The sequence below is a fragment of the Nocardioides segetis genome (genome assembly GCF_051390595.1).
In the GTDB taxonomy this organism is placed as follows: domain Bacteria; phylum Actinomycetota; class Actinomycetes; order Propionibacteriales; family Nocardioidaceae; genus Nocardioides.
The window spans coordinates 132,335-148,790 of the sequence record NZ_JBNINR010000009.1; the positions used below are offsets into that span (position 1 = coordinate 132,335).

The 16,456-nt window shown below is 73.2% G+C and carries 17 protein-coding genes; all 17 read left to right on the forward strand.

Annotated elements, in window-relative coordinates:
• The first annotated feature begins 46 nt into the window (after window positions 1–46).
• The 17 genes from ACPZVR_RS16835 (at window position 47) to ACPZVR_RS16915 (ending at window position 16,442) form a co-directional block, all read left to right on the forward strand.
• The gene (locus ACPZVR_RS16835) at window positions 47–916 is read left to right on the forward strand and encodes a fumarylacetoacetate hydrolase family protein (protein ID WP_436700765.1); all 870 of its coding nucleotides are present in this window, start codon (window positions 47–49) and stop codon (window positions 914–916) included.
• A 163-nt stretch (window positions 917–1,079) separates the two neighbouring features.
• Window positions 1,080–1,466, forward strand: a complete 387-nt coding sequence (locus ACPZVR_RS16840) for a PLD nuclease N-terminal domain-containing protein (protein WP_436700766.1) — start codon at window positions 1,080–1,082, stop codon at window positions 1,464–1,466.
• Window positions 1,467–1,716: 250 nt separating this feature from the next.
• Window positions 1,717–2,199: a hypothetical protein gene (locus tag ACPZVR_RS16845; protein ID WP_436700767.1), complete on the forward strand. Its 483-nt coding sequence runs from the start codon at window positions 1,717–1,719 to the stop codon at window positions 2,197–2,199.
• A complete protein-coding gene (locus ACPZVR_RS16850) occupies window positions 2,196–3,200 on the forward strand; it encodes an NAD-dependent epimerase/dehydratase family protein (RefSeq protein WP_436700769.1) in 1,005 nt (334 codons plus the stop codon). Before ACPZVR_RS16845 ends, ACPZVR_RS16850 begins: the two co-directional genes overlap by 4 nt.
• Window positions 3,201–3,237: 37 nt before the next feature.
• On the forward strand, window positions 3,238–4,158 hold the full coding sequence (locus tag ACPZVR_RS16855; RefSeq protein WP_436700771.1) for an AEC family transporter: 921 nt from the start codon (window positions 3,238–3,240) through the stop codon (window positions 4,156–4,158).
• Window positions 4,159–4,202: 44 nt separating this feature from the next.
• Window positions 4,203–5,327, forward strand: a complete 1,125-nt coding sequence (locus ACPZVR_RS16860) for a YihY/virulence factor BrkB family protein (protein ID WP_436700773.1) — start codon at window positions 4,203–4,205, stop codon at window positions 5,325–5,327.
• Between the two features lie 192 nt (window positions 5,328–5,519).
• The gene (locus ACPZVR_RS16865) at window positions 5,520–6,359 is read left to right on the forward strand and encodes an IclR family transcriptional regulator (RefSeq protein WP_436700775.1); all 840 of its coding nucleotides are present in this window, start codon (window positions 5,520–5,522) and stop codon (window positions 6,357–6,359) included.
• Window positions 6,356–6,826, forward strand: a complete 471-nt coding sequence (locus tag ACPZVR_RS16870; protein ID WP_436700776.1) for a pyridoxamine 5'-phosphate oxidase family protein — start codon at window positions 6,356–6,358, stop codon at window positions 6,824–6,826. Before ACPZVR_RS16865 ends, ACPZVR_RS16870 begins: the two co-directional genes overlap by 4 nt.
• A 5-nt stretch (window positions 6,827–6,831) precedes the next feature.
• Window positions 6,832–8,094, forward strand: a complete 1,263-nt coding sequence (locus ACPZVR_RS16875; RefSeq protein WP_436700778.1) for a M20 family metallopeptidase — start codon at window positions 6,832–6,834, stop codon at window positions 8,092–8,094.
• Window positions 8,087–9,112 carry an ABC transporter permease gene (locus ACPZVR_RS16880; protein ID WP_436700780.1) on the forward strand — a complete coding sequence of 342 codons (1,026 nt, stop codon included), beginning with the start codon at window positions 8,087–8,089 and terminating at the stop codon, window positions 9,110–9,112. Before ACPZVR_RS16875 ends, ACPZVR_RS16880 begins: the two co-directional genes overlap by 8 nt.
• Window positions 9,109–10,290 carry a substrate-binding domain-containing protein gene (locus ACPZVR_RS16885; protein ID WP_436700782.1) on the forward strand — a complete coding sequence of 394 codons (1,182 nt, stop codon included), beginning with the start codon at window positions 9,109–9,111 and terminating at the stop codon, window positions 10,288–10,290. Before ACPZVR_RS16880 ends, ACPZVR_RS16885 begins: the two co-directional genes overlap by 4 nt.
• A 7-nt stretch (window positions 10,291–10,297) precedes the next feature.
• A complete protein-coding gene (locus ACPZVR_RS16890; protein WP_436700784.1) occupies window positions 10,298–11,803 on the forward strand; it encodes a sugar ABC transporter ATP-binding protein in 1,506 nt (501 codons plus the stop codon).
• Window positions 11,800–12,810, forward strand: a complete 1,011-nt coding sequence (locus ACPZVR_RS16895; RefSeq protein ID WP_436700786.1) for an ABC transporter permease — start codon at window positions 11,800–11,802, stop codon at window positions 12,808–12,810. Before ACPZVR_RS16890 ends, ACPZVR_RS16895 begins: the two co-directional genes overlap by 4 nt.
• On the forward strand, window positions 12,807–13,721 hold the full coding sequence (locus ACPZVR_RS16900; protein ID WP_436700788.1) for an amidohydrolase family protein: 915 nt from the start codon (window positions 12,807–12,809) through the stop codon (window positions 13,719–13,721). Before ACPZVR_RS16895 ends, ACPZVR_RS16900 begins: the two co-directional genes overlap by 4 nt.
• Window positions 13,721–14,866 (forward strand): pyridoxal phosphate-dependent aminotransferase, encoded by a 1,146-nt coding sequence (locus ACPZVR_RS16905; RefSeq protein ID WP_436700790.1) that lies wholly within the window; start codon window positions 13,721–13,723, stop codon window positions 14,864–14,866. Before ACPZVR_RS16900 ends, ACPZVR_RS16905 begins: the two co-directional genes overlap by 1 nt.
• Entirely contained in the window at window positions 14,863–15,501 is a 639-nt protein-coding gene (locus tag ACPZVR_RS16910) for a bifunctional 4-hydroxy-2-oxoglutarate aldolase/2-dehydro-3-deoxy-phosphogluconate aldolase (RefSeq protein ID WP_436700792.1), read from the forward strand. The genes ACPZVR_RS16905 and ACPZVR_RS16910 overlap by 4 nt, the downstream gene beginning before the upstream one ends.
• Window positions 15,498–16,442: a sugar kinase gene (locus ACPZVR_RS16915; protein ID WP_436700794.1), complete on the forward strand. Its 945-nt coding sequence runs from the start codon at window positions 15,498–15,500 to the stop codon at window positions 16,440–16,442. The genes ACPZVR_RS16910 and ACPZVR_RS16915 overlap by 4 nt, the downstream gene beginning before the upstream one ends.
• Window positions 16,443–16,456: the final 14 nt, after the last annotated feature.

Sequence of the window (16,456 nt, forward strand, 5' to 3'; positions counted from 1 at the left end):
GTTACCCCGTCCGTTCCCCCTCCCCACCGCAAGGAGCAGTTCCCCCATGGAGTTCTTCAGGTACGGCGCACCCGGCACCGAGCAGCCCGCCGTGCGCGACGACGCGGGGTCGGTCCACGACCTGCGCGGCCTGACCGCCGACATCGACGGTGCCTTCCTCGCCGCCGACGGCATCGCCCGCACGCGGGCCGCGCTGGCGGCGGGCGAGCTGCCCGCCCTCGCGCTCGCCGACGACGTCCGCATCGGCGCACCGATCGCCCGTCCTCAGGCGGTCAGCTGCATCGGCATGAACTATGCGGCGCACGCGGCCGAGTCCGGCGCCGAGCCGCCCCCCGTCCCGGTGCTGTTCTACAAGCACCCCGGCACCGTGATCGGCCCCGACGACGACGTCCTGCTGCCGGTCGGCTCGACCCGCAGCGACTGGGAGGTCGAGCTCGGCGTCGTCATCAAGGACACTCCGCGCCACCTCGCCGACGACGCCGACCCGCTGGCCTTTGTCGCCGGCTACGTCACGGCCAACGACCTCTCCGAGCGGGCCAGCCAGCTGGAGCACTCCGGCGGCCAGTGGTCCAAGGGCAAGTCGGCCGAGACGTTCTGCCCGGTCGGCCCGGTCCTGCGTCCGGCCGACGAGGTCGACCCGCAGGCCCTGCGCCTGCGGTCCTGGGTGAACGGAGAGCCGCGCCAGGACTCCTCGACCTCCGACATGGTCTTCACCGTCGCGGAGATCATCCGGCACCTGAGCCGGCACGTGTACCTCGCGCCCGGTGACCTGGTGCTGACCGGCACGCCCGAGGGCGTGGCCCTCTCGGGCCGCTTCCCCTACCTCGCGGAGGGCGACGTCATGGACCTCGAGATCGAGGGCCTCGGTCACCAGCGCCAGCGGGTGCGCCAGGCGGTCGTCGCCGGGCGGTCCTGAGCGGAGCCGGCGCGAGTTTCACCGGCCGGCCGGTGAAACTCATGCTGGGACGAAGAAGTTTCCTCGTCCCAGCGTGAGTTCTGTCGTCCAGGCCCGCCAGCTTCTCCGGCCGGCTCGACGAACCCGTGCGCCGAGACGAGTCCGCTGGGGCACAATGCCGCTCATGCTGAGGTTGCTGCCACCCCTGCTGATCCTGATCCTGTGGATCTACTGCCTCGTCGACGTGATCACCGCCCGCGAGGACGGCGTCCGCAACCTCGCCAAGACGTGGTGGCTGCTCATCGTCTTCTTGTTCCCGCTCGTCGGGTCGATCGCCTGGTTCATCGCCGGCCGCCCGGTCGCGGAGCGGCCGCTCACCCGAGACCAGGGCGCGGCGCCGGGGTTCCCGGAGTACGAACGGCGCGGCCGGTTCGCCTCCGCCGACCCGGAGAAGGACGAGGACTTCCTGCGGAAGGTCCGCGAGCGGGCGGAGGAGCAGCGCCGCGCCCACGAGATGCGCAGGCGCGAGGAGGAGCGGCGTCAGCAGGAGGGACCCGATCCGGTCCCGTGACGCTCGTAGCCCGTCACGGCCACCACGCGGGCTGGGAGTCGCCCAGGCACGCACCTCGCCACGTCGGCGACGCTCCACAGACGACCCGGTGCGCCAGCGCTCCGCCGCGTCGCGACGCGCCATCCCCGCCCGCTCGGTGACCCGCTCCGGATCACTCACGGCCCCGCTCCGGTCATCCCGTCCGACGGACCGCCTCTCGCACTCGCCCGCTGCCCGGTCTGCCGTCGAGCGGAACGGGTACGCCGGAATGATGGACGACGAGGTACTCCACGGCTACCTGCAGCATCACTGGACCGGCTCGACGGCGGGCGTGTCGCTGTTCCGGCGCGTCGCCGGGACCCACGGCATCGCGGAGGTCGCCGCGGCGGTCGGCGAGCTCGCCGGGGAGGTGGCCGAGGAGCGCGAGATCCTGCAGCGGGTCATGCGCGACGTGGGCGCGCGTCCGAGCACCCTGGGCGCCGTCGCGGGCCGGGTGGGCGCCGAGCTGGGGCGGCTCAAGCCCAACGGCCGGATCCTCACCCGCGCGCCGTTGACCGACCTGGTCGAGATCGAGGCACTGCGCATCGCCGTCTTCGGCAAGCGCAGTGGATGGGAGGTGCTGCGCTCGGTCGCGGACGACGACCCGCGGCTCGACGCGGCCCTCCTCGACGACCTGATCGCCCGCTCCGACCGGCAGATCGAGACGTTGACGCGCCTGCATCTCACCACCGCGCGGCGGAGGGTCGGGTCATGAGGGTGGTCGTGACCGGAGCGTCCGGCAACATCGGCAGCGCGACCCTGCGCGAGCTCACCGCCGGCGGCCGCCACGAGGTGGTGGGGGTGGCCCGGCGCCGGCCGGAGCTGTCGGACCGCGCGGCCGCCGAGGGGTCGGTGACCTGGCGTCCGGCCGATGTCGGCTCCGACGACCTCGACCCCCTGCTGGAGGGCGCGGACGCGGTCATCCACCTCGCGTGGCGCTTCCAGCCGACCCATCGCCCCGAGGTGACCTGGCGGGCCAACGCGGTCGGCACCCGTCGCCTCCTCGCCGCGGTACGCCGTCAGCGGGTCCCCGCCCTCGTGTGCGCCTCCTCCGTGGCGGCCTACTCCCCGGCCCGGCACGACGACCCGGTCGACGAGGGGTGGGAGACCGACGGCTCGTCCGCGGCCGCCTACTGCCGGGAGAAGGCCTACAACGAGCGGGTGCTCGACGCGTTCGAGGCGTCCGGCGACGGCACCCGGGTCGTCCGGATCCGACCCGCCTTCGTGTTCCAGCGCTCGGCGGCCAGTGAGCAGCGGCGGATCTTCGGCGGCCCGCTCCTGCGCCCCCGGATGCTGGATCGCCGGCTGATCCCGGCCGTGCCGGTGCCGCGCGCGCTGCGCCTGCAGGCCGTGCACGCCGAGGACGTCGCGCGAGCGTTCGTCGCCGCGGTCGAGCGGCCGGTGACCGGAGCGTTCAACCTGGCCGCGGACGGCCTGCTGCGGCGCGAGGACCTCGGCCGGATCGTCGGGGCCCCGACCGTCGAGGTCCCGCCGCGGCTGGTCAGCGCGGCGCTCGACCTCGGCTGGCTCACCCGGCTGGTCGGGGTGCCGGGCTCGCTCGCGGACGCGCTGCTCGCCGTACCCGTGCTCGCGCCGGACCGGGCCCACGCCGAGCTCGACTGGCGGCCCCGGCACACGGCCGCCGACGCGATCGACGCGTTCCTCTCGGGTGCGGCGCAGTCGGCCGGCTCCGGGATGCCGCCGCTGCACCCCTGACCCGGCCCGTCGCGCTCGGGGGTGATGGGATCGACCCGTGACCGGGGTGCTGGAGGGGTTCGCGACGATCGCGATCGTCATCGCTCTCGGTGCCCTGCTGGCCGACCGCGGCATCGTCGACGCGCACGGGCAGCGCAGCCTCTCCCTGGCCTCCTTCTATCTCGCCAGTCCGGCGCTGCTGGTGACCGTCCTCGAGGACTCCGACCCCTCGCGCGTGCTGTCCGGCCCGCTGGTCGCGACCGCCGCGGGGGTGGTCGTCAGTGCCGGGATCATGGCGGTCGTCGCCCGGATCCGCCGCCTCGACGCCGGCACGTCGGTGGTCGCGGCGCTGTGCTCGGCGTACGTCAACGCCGGCAACCTCGGCATCCCGATCGCCGCCTACGCCCTGGGCGACGCGGCGCTGGTCGTGCCGGCGCTGCTGATGCAGCTCCTCGTCCTGCAGCCGCTCGCGCTGACCGTGCTCGACGTGGTGACCAGCCCGGAGCGACCGTCGGTGCTCACGATCGTCTCCCGGCCGGTCACCAACCCCCTCACGATCGCCTCCTTCGCCGGCCTGCTGCTCGCCGCGACGGACACCGAGCTGCCGCGGACGGTGCACGCGCCCCTGGAGCTGGTCGGTGGGATGGCGGTGCCCGCCATGCTCATCGCGTACGGCGTCGCGCTGCGGCTCGGGCCGCTGCCCGGGCGCGGGGTGACGCCGCGGGCACTCGCCGCCGTGACGTCGCTGAAGATGGTCGTCCAGCCGCTGGCGGCGTACGTCGTGGGGCGCTTCGGCGTCGGCCTGGAGGGGGACGAGCTGTTCGCCGTCACCCTGCTGTCGGCGCTGCCGACCGCGCAGAACGTGTTCGTGGTGGCGATGCGCTACGACCGCGGCATCCTGCTGGCCCGCGACGCCATCTTCGTCTCCACGATGGCCTCGGCTCCGGTCGCCCTCCTGATCTCGGCGCTGCTCGCCTGACCACCCTCCCGAGCACGGCGGGGCCGATGCCGTAGGTTCTGGCCGTGGGTGTCGTCGGCAACATCGATCGCGGGCAGCGGCGGAGATCCGTCGTCGGCTTCCCGCTCGCGGTCATCTACAAGTTCTTCGACGACCAGGGCAACTACCTCGCCGCGATCCTGACGTTCTACGCGTTCCTCTCGATCTTCCCGCTCCTGCTGCTCGCGACCTCGATCCTCGGCTTCTTCCTCGACGGCAACCCGCAGCTGCAGGAGCAGGTCCTCGACTCGGCCCTCGGGCAGTTCCCGATCATCGGCGACGCGCTCGGCCGGCCCAACGGCATCCAGGGCTCCACGGGCGGCATCATCGTCGGCTCCCTGACCGCGCTGTACGGCGCGCTCGGGCTGGGCCTCGCGCTGCAGAACGTGCAGTCCGCGGCGTGGGCGGTGCCGCGCAACAGCCGGCCGCACCCGGTGATGACCCGGGTCAACAGCCTCTTCCTGCTCCTGGTCGCGGGCACCGTCATCTTCTCGATCTCGGTCGGGTCCGCGGTGCTCACCGAGACCGACCTGGTCGGCACCCTGTCGCGGCACGGCTGGTTCCACTGGCTGGTGCGCCTGCTGACCGTGGCGATCCTCGGCTCGGCGATGACCGTGCTCCTGCGGATGGCCGCGGCCCGCGCGATCCGCGACCGCGGCATCCGCGCCGCGCCCGGCGGCTTCACCATCGCGGTGCTCTGGCAGTTCCTGCAGTACATCGGCACGGTCTACGTCACCAACGTGATCGCGAGCGCCGAGCGCAACAGCATGACCGCCACCTTCGGCGTGGTCCTCGGCCTGATGGGCTTGCTCTACATCGGCGCGATCATGGGCGTGATCGGCATCGAGGTCAACGTCGTCCTGGCCCGCAAGCTGTGGCCGCGAGCCCTCCTGACGCCGTTCACCGACGCCGTCGACCTGACCGAGGCGGACCGCCGCGCGTACGCCATGTACGCCCAGATGCAGCGGCACAAGGGCTTCGAGACCGTAGCGGTGCGCTTCGACGGCCGCGACGGCGACTCCCACGAGATCGTCCTCGATCCGCGGACCGAGCAGATCCACAAGCAGCACATCCCCGGTCGTCCCCCGCGGCCGGAGGCGGCCGAGGAGCCGACCCAGCCGTTCCTGCTGCCGCCGCGTCCGAAGAGCTGACCACGGGGGCGGAGCGCTGCCTCCGCCCGGTCACCCCCGCGTCGGCCCGGTCGCCCCCCGACGGCCCGGTCGCCCGCCGCGCGGTCGGTGACGCCCGCAGCCGTGTCGGCGTGCCGCGCACGGCACCGGTGTCGCGAAGAAATGGGCCGGAGGGTCTTGCGCTCGCCCGGCGGCCCGCCCATTATGGACGCCATGTCCACTTCGAGAATGGACCCCGAGTCCATTTCGGCCCCCTCGCAGGCGTCCGGCGCGGCGAAGAACCTCGTCAAGGGGCTGGCGCTGATCGACCTGGTGGCGACGGCCGACCGGCCCCTGCGGCTCGTGGACCTGGTGGAGGCCACCGGTCTGCCGCGGCCGACCGCGCTACGCCTGCTCGAGGTGCTCTGCCGCGGCGAGGTGCTGCGCAGCCAGTCCGACGGGTCCTACGCGCTCGGCCCCCGGGTGGCCGGCTGGGGCCAGGCCTTCTTGGAGTCGATCGATCTGCCCGGCGCCGCCGAGGACCTGGTGCAGGAGCTGGTCTCGATCAGCGGCGAGACCTGCTACGTCGGCGTCCTCGACGACCGCAGCGTGCTCTACATCGCGGCGGTGCACGGTCCGCATGCGATCCGGCCGGCAGCGCGGGTCGGCTCCCGGATGCCGCTCTACAGCACGGGGATCGGAAAGGTCCTGCTGAGTGCACGCAGCCGTGAGGAGCGTGAGGGCCTGCTGCCGGAGGTGCTGACGGCCCGCACCGAGAACACCATCACCGACCGGTCCCGCCTCCACGCCCATCTGGACGAGGTGCGCGACACCGGCTACGCGATCGACGAGATCGAGAACGAGGAGGGCGTGCGCTGCGTCGCGGCGCCGATCCATGACCACACGGGCGCCGTCACGGCGGCCCTGTCGGTCTCCGCGCCGGCCTACCGGTTCAGCCGCGAGGACGTCACCCGGCTCTCGGCCGACGTCCTCCGGATCACCGGCGAGATCTCCGCCCGGCTGGGCCACCACGGCTCCCGTGGCACGACCACTCGAGAAGGAGAAGGACGATGAGCGACGAGAGCTGGCGGGGCAAGGTCGGCAGGCTGGAGGACGACGAGGTCGCCCGGTTCCTGCGGGGCGCGCCGGTGCTGAGGTTGGCCTGCCTCGACGAGGACGGCTGGCCCTATGCGGTGCCCTGCTGGTTCGAGTGGGACGGCGAGTCGTTCTGGGTGGTGCCCCGCGCGCGTTCGGCGTGGGGGCGCTACCTGGCGCGGGAGCCGCGGTGCGCGTTCACCATCGACGAGGACGGCGCCCAGCGCAAGGTGACCGCCCAGGCCCGGGCCCATCTGGTCGAGGAGCCGAACGTCGGCGGCGCCTGGGTGCCGATCGCGACCCGGATGAGCGAGCGCTACCTGGGCGAGAACGGGCCGAAGTACCTCGAGCCGACCCTCGACAAGCCGCGCTGGCTGTTCCGGCTGGAGCCCGTCAAGCTGCAGACCTGGCAGGGCCAGGACTGGGCCGCGAAGTACAAGAAGTAGCCCCGATGCCGACCCGCACAGGGGCCGCCGCCGCACCGAGCCCGGTCGACGGCGAGGACGTGATCGCCCTCAGCCGCGCGCTCATCGCCGCCCCCAGCCCGAACCCGCCCGGCGACGAGCGCGCCGTGGCGCAGGTGGTCCAGGAGGCGCTGGCGCGCCTGGGCCTGCCACCGGCACAGGTGCGAGCACGCGCGGAGTCGCGTCCCAACCTCATCGTCCCGCTCGAGTTCGGGCCCGGCGGCCGGCACCTCGTGCTGTGCGGTCATCTCGACACCAAGCCGATCGGCGACGCGTCCTGGAGCGTCGACCCCTTCCGGGAGCCTCCGCACGGTGACCGGCTCTACGGTCTGGGCTCCGGCGACATGAAGGCGGCCGTGGCGGCGATGCTGATCGCCGCGGCCCAGCTGCGCCGGGAGCCGCCGGCCGCAGGTCGGATCACCCTGGTCCTCGCGGCGGACGAGGAGGACGGGGCCGCCTTCGGTGCGCAGTTCCTGACCGCGGCGGACACCTCGCCCGACCTGCTCGCCGCCGATGCCGTCGTGATCGGCGAGCCCGGCGGTCTGGTCACCGACTTCGACCATCTGCACGTGGTCAGCCGCGGCATCGCCCGCCTCCGCCTCGTCGCGACCGGCAGGCAGGGGCACTCCAGCCTCTCCGGGACGCCGGGCACGCGCAACGCCGGCGTCGACGCCGCGCGCGCCGTCGCCGCGATCGCTGACGAGCTGCGGCTCGACGTGCCCGCCAACGCCGACGGCCTGGCCGGCTGGGAGGCGACCGTCAACCCGGGACTGCGCTACCGCGGCGGCGTGGGCTACGGCGTCCTGCCGGGGGAGATGGTGGTCGACACCGAGGTCCGCCTGCTGCCCGGCATGCGCCGCGAGGCCGTCGAGCGGTCCTTCGTCGAGCTGACCCGCGCCTTGGCCGCGCGCACCGGCGCCGATCTGCGGGTGGAGTTCGACGAGGCTCCCCACGACTGGCTCGAGCCCACCCAGGTGGGCGCGACCGATCCGATCGTGGGCTCGACCCGACGTGCCTGCACCCGAGTCCTGGGTACGACTCCCACGCTCTCCGTCTTCCCGGGCACCACCGACGCGACCTGGTTCGGTGCCGTCGCGGGCATCCCGACCCTTCCCGCGCTGGGCCCCGGCCTGCTGGCCCGCGCCCACGGTGCCGACGAGTGGGTCTCGGTCGCGGCGGTGCGCCGCACCGTCGAGCTCTATCGCCGGCTCGTCGTCGACTTCTGCGCGAACGGAGGAACGGATGAGTGATCACGCCCCCCTCGCACCGGCGACGACCCCTCGCGCCGCGAGCAGGCTGCGGGACCGGCTGCTCGCGATGCTCGCGCCCGCCTCGGGCCTGATCGTGCTGCTGATCCTCGCGGCGATCACGACCCCGCAGTTCTACAGCGACTCAGTGGCGCGGCTGGTGCTGTTCCAGATCGGTCTGATCGGTCTGACCGCACTCGGCCAGACCTTCGTGCTGCTGGTCGGCGGCATCGACCTCTCGGTCGGTGGCGTGGTCGGGCTCACCACGGTGATCATCGCGGTGCGCACCGGCGGCGACGGCTCGGCCCTGCCCGGAGCGCTCGTGCTCGCGCTGGCAGCGGGCGCGCTCGTCGGCGTCGTGAACGCCGTCCTCGTCCTGGGGCGCGACGTGCCGCCCTTCGTGGCGACCTTCGCCGTGTTCGTGCTCATCCAGGGCGTGGTGATCGCCTGGACCAAGGGCGCGCCGTCGGGCAATGTGCCCGACGAGCTGTCCTGGATCGGCACCGGCGACCTGCTCGGCGTACCGACCGCCGCCTGGCTCTTCGCGGGGCTCGCCCTGCTCGCCTGGTGGACGCTCGCCCACAGCACCGCCGGGCGGCGGATCTATGCCGCGGGCGGCAATCGACGCGCAGCCGACCTCTCCGGCATCCGGACCTGGCTGGTCGTCGGCTGCTGCTATCTCGTCTCGGCGCTGCTGGCCGTCCTGGCCGGCCTCGTCAACGCCGGCTACATCGGCTACGTCGACGCTCAGCTGTCGCGCACGATGGATCTCAACTCCATCGCGGCCGCTGTCGTCGGCGGCGTCGGCCTGGCCGGCGGAAAGGGACGCATCGAGCAGACGGTGCTCGGCGTCCTGCTGCTCGCGGTGATGCTGACCTGGCTGGTGCAGCTGGGCGCGGGTGCCGGCGCGCAGATGTTGGTCTCGGGAGTGGTCATCCTCGGCGCAGTGTGGCTCCAGAACGGACACCGTCGCCCGCTCCGTGCGCTGCGCGCACCCTTCATGAAAGGACAAACATCATGACATCTCGTCACACGAGGTCGCCCCGACTGAGGGCGGCGGCCGCACTGGGCGCCGGCCTGCTGGTGCTGGCCGGCTGCAGCTCGGAGAAGGAGGACGCCTCGGCCGGGACCGGCGGCGGGGACTGCCTCAACGCCGAACAGGCACAGGCCGAGTACGAGAAGGCCTGGCAGGCCGCGTCCGAGCAGCTCGGCGTCGAGCTCGAGCCGGTCGAGGAGGAGGTCTGCGAGGTCGACACCGCCGACTGGAAGGCCGACCCCCGGCAGGGCTCGACCTACCGGATCGCCTTCGCGGCGCAGGGCCCGACCAACTCGTGGGGCCTGACCAGCGAGGAGGCGTTCAAGGCCCGCGCCGACGAGGTCGGCGTCGAGGTGCTCTACGCCTCGGCCAACGGCGACGCGACCGCGCAGGTGGACAACATCCAGCAGCTGACCAGCCAGCAGCCGGACGCGCTGGTGGTCGTGCCCATGGGCGAGGGCATCGCGGGCCAGGTGCGCGCGGCGGTCAAGCAGGGCATCCCGGTGGTCGCCTGCTCGGGGGTCCTGCCCGCCGACAGCGGCGTGGTCTCCACGGTCACCCGCCAGTACGACCTGCTCGGCACGATGTACGCCGAGTGGCTGGCCCAGAAGATCGGCGGCAAGGGCGAGGTGGCCATGCTCAGCGGCCTGGCCGGCGTCCCGACCGCGGAGTACCAGGCGGCGGCCGCGAAGAAGGCGTTCGAGAAGTACCCCGACATCGAGGTCGTCACCCAGCAGTACACCGAGTGGTCGCCGAGCGTCGCCAAGACGGTGGCCGCCAACCTGCTCGCCAAGTACCCCGACCTGGCCGGCATCTGGTCGGATTCCGGCTATGGGGACCTCGGCGTGGTCCAGGCCTACACCGAGGCGGGCAAGGCGGTACCGCCGCTGACCGGTGACGCCAGCAACGCCTTCCTGAAGGCGGTGAAGGGCACCGACGTGGAGTTCGCGCTCTCCTCGTTCCCGCCCGAGATGTCGGCGACCTGCCTGGACACCGCGCTGGAGATCCTGGCCGGTGAGCCCGTCCTCAACAAGGTCTACATCGACTCGCCCAGCTTCACCGACGCCGACGCCGCGACGTACGTCCGGGAGGAGTGCAGCGACAACCTGATGATCCCGACCTCGCTTCCGCAGGACCTGCTCGAGAAGCTCGACCTGTGTTGAGATGACCATGACTGCTGATGTCGTCGTCCACGCCGAGGGACTCGTCAAGGACTACCCGGGAGTCCGCGCCCTCGACGGGGTGGATCTCGGTCTGCGCTCGGGCAGGGTGCACGCCCTGCTGGGCGAGAACGGGGCCGGGAAGTCGACCCTGGTGCGCTGCCTGACCGGGAACACCACCCCCACGTCGGGCACCCTGCGGGTCGCGGGCCAGCCCCGTCGCCTCGGCTCTCCGCGCGATGCCCTCGACCAGGGCATCTGCGCGGTCTACCAGGAGCTGACCGTGCTCCCGTACCTCAGCGTCGCGGACAACGTGATGCTCGGGCAGGAGCGCTCCCGCCGCGGCGTGCTCCGACGACGGCATCAGCGCGAGGTCGCCGGCCGAGCGCTGGCGCGGGTCGGCCTCGACCGGGTCGATCCGCGCGCGCCGGCCGGCGAGCTCTCGCTGGCCAACCAGCAGCTCGTCGAGATCGCTCGCGCCCTCGTTCGCGATCCTCGCGTGCTGATCCTCGACGAACCCTCGGCGGTGCTCTCCAGCGACAAGCTGGAGGCGCTCCACCGCGTGGTCAGGGAGCTGGCCGACAGCGGCCACGCCATCCTCTACATCACTCATCTGCTCGACGAGGTCGCCGCGCTCGCGGACGACGTGACCGTGCTCCGCGACGGACGCACCGTCTCGAGCGGCGCGGTGGAGGACTACCCCGTCGAGCGCATCGTCACCGAGATGGTCGGCCGCGAGGTCGAGTCGCTGCTGGGCGGCGCCGGCGGAGAGCACGGCGACGTCGTGCTCTCCTGCGCCGGGCTGCGCCCGGTGGCGCGGACCCGACCGGCGGCGCCGCTGGACCTCGAGGTGCGCGCCGGCGAGATCGTCGGGCTCGCGGGTCTCGTCGGCTCGGGCCGCAGCCGGATGCTGCGTACCATCGCCGGCGCCCACCCGCGCGCGGCGGGGAAGGTACGCGTCGACGGCGTCGACGTGGGCACGACGGTCCGCGACGCGGTCGGCGCGGGTGTCGTCCTGGTGCCGGAGGAGCGCAAGACCGACGGCCTGATCCTCGACATGACCCTCGGGGCGAACGTCACCCTGACCACGTTGAGCAAGGTCTCGCGTCTCGGCCACATCGACGCGCGCGCCGAGGCCGACGCGTACTGGGACGAGGCCCGGAGGCTGCGGATCCGGGCGACCGGTCCGGCGCAGCGGGTGGGAGAGCTGTCCGGTGGCAACCAGCAGAAGGCCGTCATCGCCAAGTGGCTGCGCCGGGATCCTCGGGTGCTCGTGATGGACGAGCCCACCCGCGGCGTCGACGTCGGCGCGAAGGCGGAGATCTACCGCATCATCCGTGACCTGGCCGCCGAGGGCCGGAGCGTCGTCTTCGCCTCCAGCGAGCTGCCCGAGGTGCTCGGGCTGGCCGACCGCGTGCTGGTGTTCCGCGGTGGCGGTCTCGCCGGTGAGCTCACCGGCGAGCGACGGACGGAGGCCGACGTGATGCGCCTGGCGATGGGAGCTGAGGTCGCGTGAACACCACCCTGATCGACCCGGCGGCGCCGGGAACGGGCGAGCCGGACGTCCTGCGCCGCAGTCCGGTGACGGCGGCACTGCGGATGATCACCCGCCGGGGACTGGCCGCCTGGATCCTGGTGCTGCTCCTCGTGATCGCCCTCTCCGTGCGCGACGGCTCCCGGTTCTGGTCGAGCGCGTCGCTGGCCAGCGTGCTGACCGCGACAGTGGTCCTGGGACTGGTCGCGCTCGGTCAGCACGTGGTGGTGCTGACCGGTGGGATCGACCTCTCGGTCGGTTCGGTGGCGACGCTCGGCGCCCTGCTGACGGCAGTCCTCATCGACGGCTACCCGGTGCGGACCGTCCCCGTGATCCTCGCGGTGCTCGCCATCGGAGCCCTGATCGGCGCCGTCCACGGCGTGCTGGTCGGCAAGGTCGGCCTCGCGGCGTTCATCGTCACGCTGGCGACCTTCTACGCCGTGCAGGGACTGGCCCTGGTGGTGAGCTCGGTCCCCACCGGTCAAGTCACCGTCGCACTGAGCGACTTCGCCATCGGACGCGTCGGCCCCGTCCCGTACCTGTTCGTGGTGCTGGTGGTCGCCGTCGCCCTGGTGGCGCTCCTGCTCAACCGCACGGTCCTCGGCCGGCACATCCTGGCCGTCGGAGGGGATCGCGAGGGTGCTCGGGCCAACGGGATCCGGGTCGTCCGCACCACGGTCGCCGCGTACGCCGTCTCGGGTCTGCTCGCGGCCGGTGCCGGGGTTCTCCTGGCCGCCCGCGCCACCATCGGTTCGCCGACCGCGGGCCAGGGGCTCGAGCTGTCCGCCATCGCCGCGGTCGTCATCGGCGGGGTGTCCCTGCTCGGTGGCCGCGGCACGCTGGTGGGCACCATGGGCGGCGTCGCGCTGCTCACCCTGGTCTCGAGCTCGATCACCATCTGGCAGCTCACGCCCACGCTCACCGATCTGGTCCGCGGGGCGATCATCGTCGCGGCCGCGGCGCTCTTCGTGAGCCGAGAGCGGAGGTGAGCGTGCGCGTCGACGGGCATGCGCACCTCTTCGCCGGCACCACAGTCGAGCGACGCGCGGTCGACGAGCTGGCGCCGGCCGAGCGCACCGCCTCGATCGAGGACCTCTGGGCCGTCGCGGATCCGGTCGGGGTACGCGCCGCCGTGCTGGTTCCGCTGGACCGCGACGACCGCACCTGCGCGGCCGCGCTGGCGGCCTGGCCAGGTCGCTGCGCCGGCGTGGCCGTGGCCGGTCCCGAGGACCATGGGCCCCAGGCCGGTGACGCGCTTCGTCGCCGGCGTGAGAGCTACCGGTTCGACGCCGTGCGGCTGCGTTGGCTCGCGCAACCGGGCACGGAGCTCACCGCCTCGCCGGCGTGGCCGCTGCTGCGCGCCATGGCCGAGGACGACCTCGTGCTGTGGGCCTACCTGCCGCCGGACCAGGTGGACCACCTGTCGACCCTGACCGCGTTGCTCCCCGAGCTGCGCGTCGTGCTCAACCACTTCGGGTTCGCGCCCAGCGGCATGCAGGTCGACGAGTTCCGCCGACCCCGGTTCCCCGGGGCGCTCGACGCCCCCACCCGCCGCCGGGTGGCGGCCCTCGCCGACCGGCACCAGGTGCATCTGATGATCTCCGGCCACTACGCGCTGACGCGCTCCGCGCCGCCGTACCCCGACCTCGTCGCAGCGTCGCGGGAGCTGGTGGCGGCCTTCGGCGCCGAGCGCTGCCTATGGGGCTCGGACTTCCCGTGGCCGGCCGTCGAGCCCGGCTACCGCCGCACCCTCGAGGCCGCCGAGCACGGGCTGGGCCCCCTGCGGCCCGACGAGCGCGATCAGATCTTCGGCGGCACCGCACGACGTCTCTTTCCGGCCGCCCTCGGCGGCACGTCCACCGACCACAGCACCCCATCCGTCGAAGAGGAGAACAACTGATGCCCCGGGTCAGCACAGCGGCCGAGCACATGCCCCGCTCCGGAATCCGCGAGATCATGGATCTCGCCTGGTCCCTGGACGGGCCGGTGATCGGCCTGCATGTGGGGGAGCCGAGCTTCGATGCTCCGGCTCACGTGGTCGAGGCGGCCCGTGCCGCCTATGCCGAGGGCCAGACGCACTACGTTCCCAACGCCGGCGTCCCCGCGCTTCGCGAGGCGATCGCGACCAAGCTGGCCGAGCGCAACGGCGTCCCGACGACGCCGGACCAGGTGACCGTCACCGCAGGTGGGGCGCAGGCGATCCACCTGGCGCTCTCGCTCACCATCGCCCCGGGGGACGAGGTGCTGGTGCCCGATCCGGGGTGGCCCAACTTCGCGATGGCCGTCGGGCTGCTCGGCGGGGTGCCGGTCGGCTACCCGCTGCGCGCCGAGAACGGGTTCATCCCCGCTCTGGCGGACCTGGCGGAGCTGGTGACGCCGCGGACCCGGATGCTCCTGGTCAACTCGCCCTCCAACCCGCTCGGCACCGTGATCGGAGAGGAGCGGGTCGCCGAGTTGGTCCGCTTCGCCGACGAGCACGATCTGTGGCTGCTCTCCGACGAGTGCTACGACGCGCTCACCTTCGACGCCGAGCACGTCTCTCCGCTCCGCTTCGACGAGAGCGGCCGGGTGCTCGCGGCGTACTCCTTCTCCAAGACCTTCGCCATGACCGGCGTGCGCGTCGGCTACCTGCGCACCCCCGAACGGGTCGCGGCCGTCGCCGCGAAGCTGCAGGAGCCGATGGTGGCGTGCGTGAACGCACCGGCGCAGGCCGCGGCGCTCGCCGCGCTGCGCGGTCCCCAGGACGACGTCGACCGGATGCGTGAGGTCTACCGGGCGCGACGCGACGCGGCCCTCGCCGAGCTGCGCCGCCTGGGCATCGGCTACCTGGAGCCGCGCGGAGCCTTCTACCTCTGGCTGGATGTCCGCGACCGCGACGGCGGCGACACGATGGCGTGGGCCAAGCGTCTCCTGCTCGAGCAGAAGGTCGCGCTGGCGCCGGGACCGGTCTTCGGTGGCTCGGGTGAAGGGTGGGCACGGGTCTCGCTGGCGACCGACACCGACGACCTGATCGAGGGTCTGCGCCGGCTGGCGGTCCAGCGATGAGCGGCATCGAGGTCACCGACCTGCTGCTCGGCGGCGCGGTGGTCGTCCTGCGCGAGGGCGACCCTCGTCATGTCGACGACGCGGTCGAGGTGCTGGTCGAGGAGGGTCTGCGCTGCCTGGAGATCACCACGAACACGCCCGGCTGGGCCGCGGCGGTGCGCCGCGGGCGGGACACGTTCGGCGACCGGGTGCGCTGGGGCGTCGGGACCGCCCTGACCCGCGAGCACGTCCTGGAGGCGGCCGAGGCGGGCGCGGAGTTCGTCGTCGCTCCTGACACGGAGCCGGAGGTGGCCAGCGCCGCGGCCGAGGCCGGCCTGGCCTGGCTGCCGGGCGCGCTCACCCCGACCGAGATCGTGCGCGCCTGGCGCCTGGGTGCGACGGCCGTCAAGGTGTTCCCGGCATCCGCGCTGGGCGGGCCCGGATACATCGCCGCGGTCCGGGCTCCTCTGGAGCACATCCCGCTGATCCCCACCGGGGGCGTCGGACCGACCAACGTCGCGGACTACCTGTCCGCCGGTGCGGTCGGGGTCGGGCTCGGCGGCTCCTTGGTGGGCGACGCGCTCAGCAGCGGCGACCTCGACGGCCTGCGGAGCCGCGCCCGCGCCGTGGCGGCCGCGCTGGGGGCGTCCCGATGAGCCAGCTGGTCACCTTCGGGGAGACGATGGCGCTGCTGTCCACCCCCCGCGTCGGCCCGCTGCGGCATGCCGCACAGCTGAACCTCGGCGCCGCGGGGTCGGAGTCCAACGTGGCGATCGGCTTCCAGCGCCTGGGGGGTGCGGCGACCTGGATCGGCCGCGTCGGAGCCGACGAGCTCGGCGCCATGGTGGCGACGACCATCCGCGGCACCGGCGTACGCACGGTCGCGGTGGTCGACCCGGACCGGCCCACCGGCCTGATGTTCAAGGAACGGCGCTCGGCGGAGCTGAGCCGCGTGCAGTACTACCGCGACGGATCCGCCGGCTCCCGGCTGTGCGAGGAGGATCTCGACGGTCACATCCGCGACGGCGTGTCCGTCGTCCACATCAGCGGCATCACCACCGCCCTCTCGCCGACGGCACGCGCCGCCACGCTCGCTGCCGCCCGCCGCGCCCGGGAGGTGGGCGCCGCGGTGTCCGTCGACATCAACTACCGCGCCGCCCTGTGGACCCCGCAGGAGGCCGCCCCGGCCCTCACCGAGCTCGTCGCGCTCGCCGACGTCGTCTTCGCCACCGTCCCCGAGGCGCGGTTGGTGGTCGGCGACGAGGAGCCCGAGACCCTCGCCGCCCGGCTGGCGGAGCTGGGACCGCGGCAGGTGCTGATCAAGCTCGGCGACGACGGCTGCCTGGCGTGGACGGAGGGCAGCCTGCTCCGGGTGCCGGCGGTTCCGGTGCCGGTGGTCGACAGCGTCGGCGCCGGCGACGCGTTCGCGGCCGGCTACCTGTTCGAGCTCGCCCGCCGGCAGCCGGTCACCAGGAGGCTGGAGACCGCGACCCGCACCGGCGCCTACGCCGTGACCGTCGACGGTGACTGGGAGGGCGCCCCCAGCTACGACGAGCTCGGCCATCTCGGGGAGGTGAACGGCACCGTACTGCGGTGACCGGCGCCGATCCG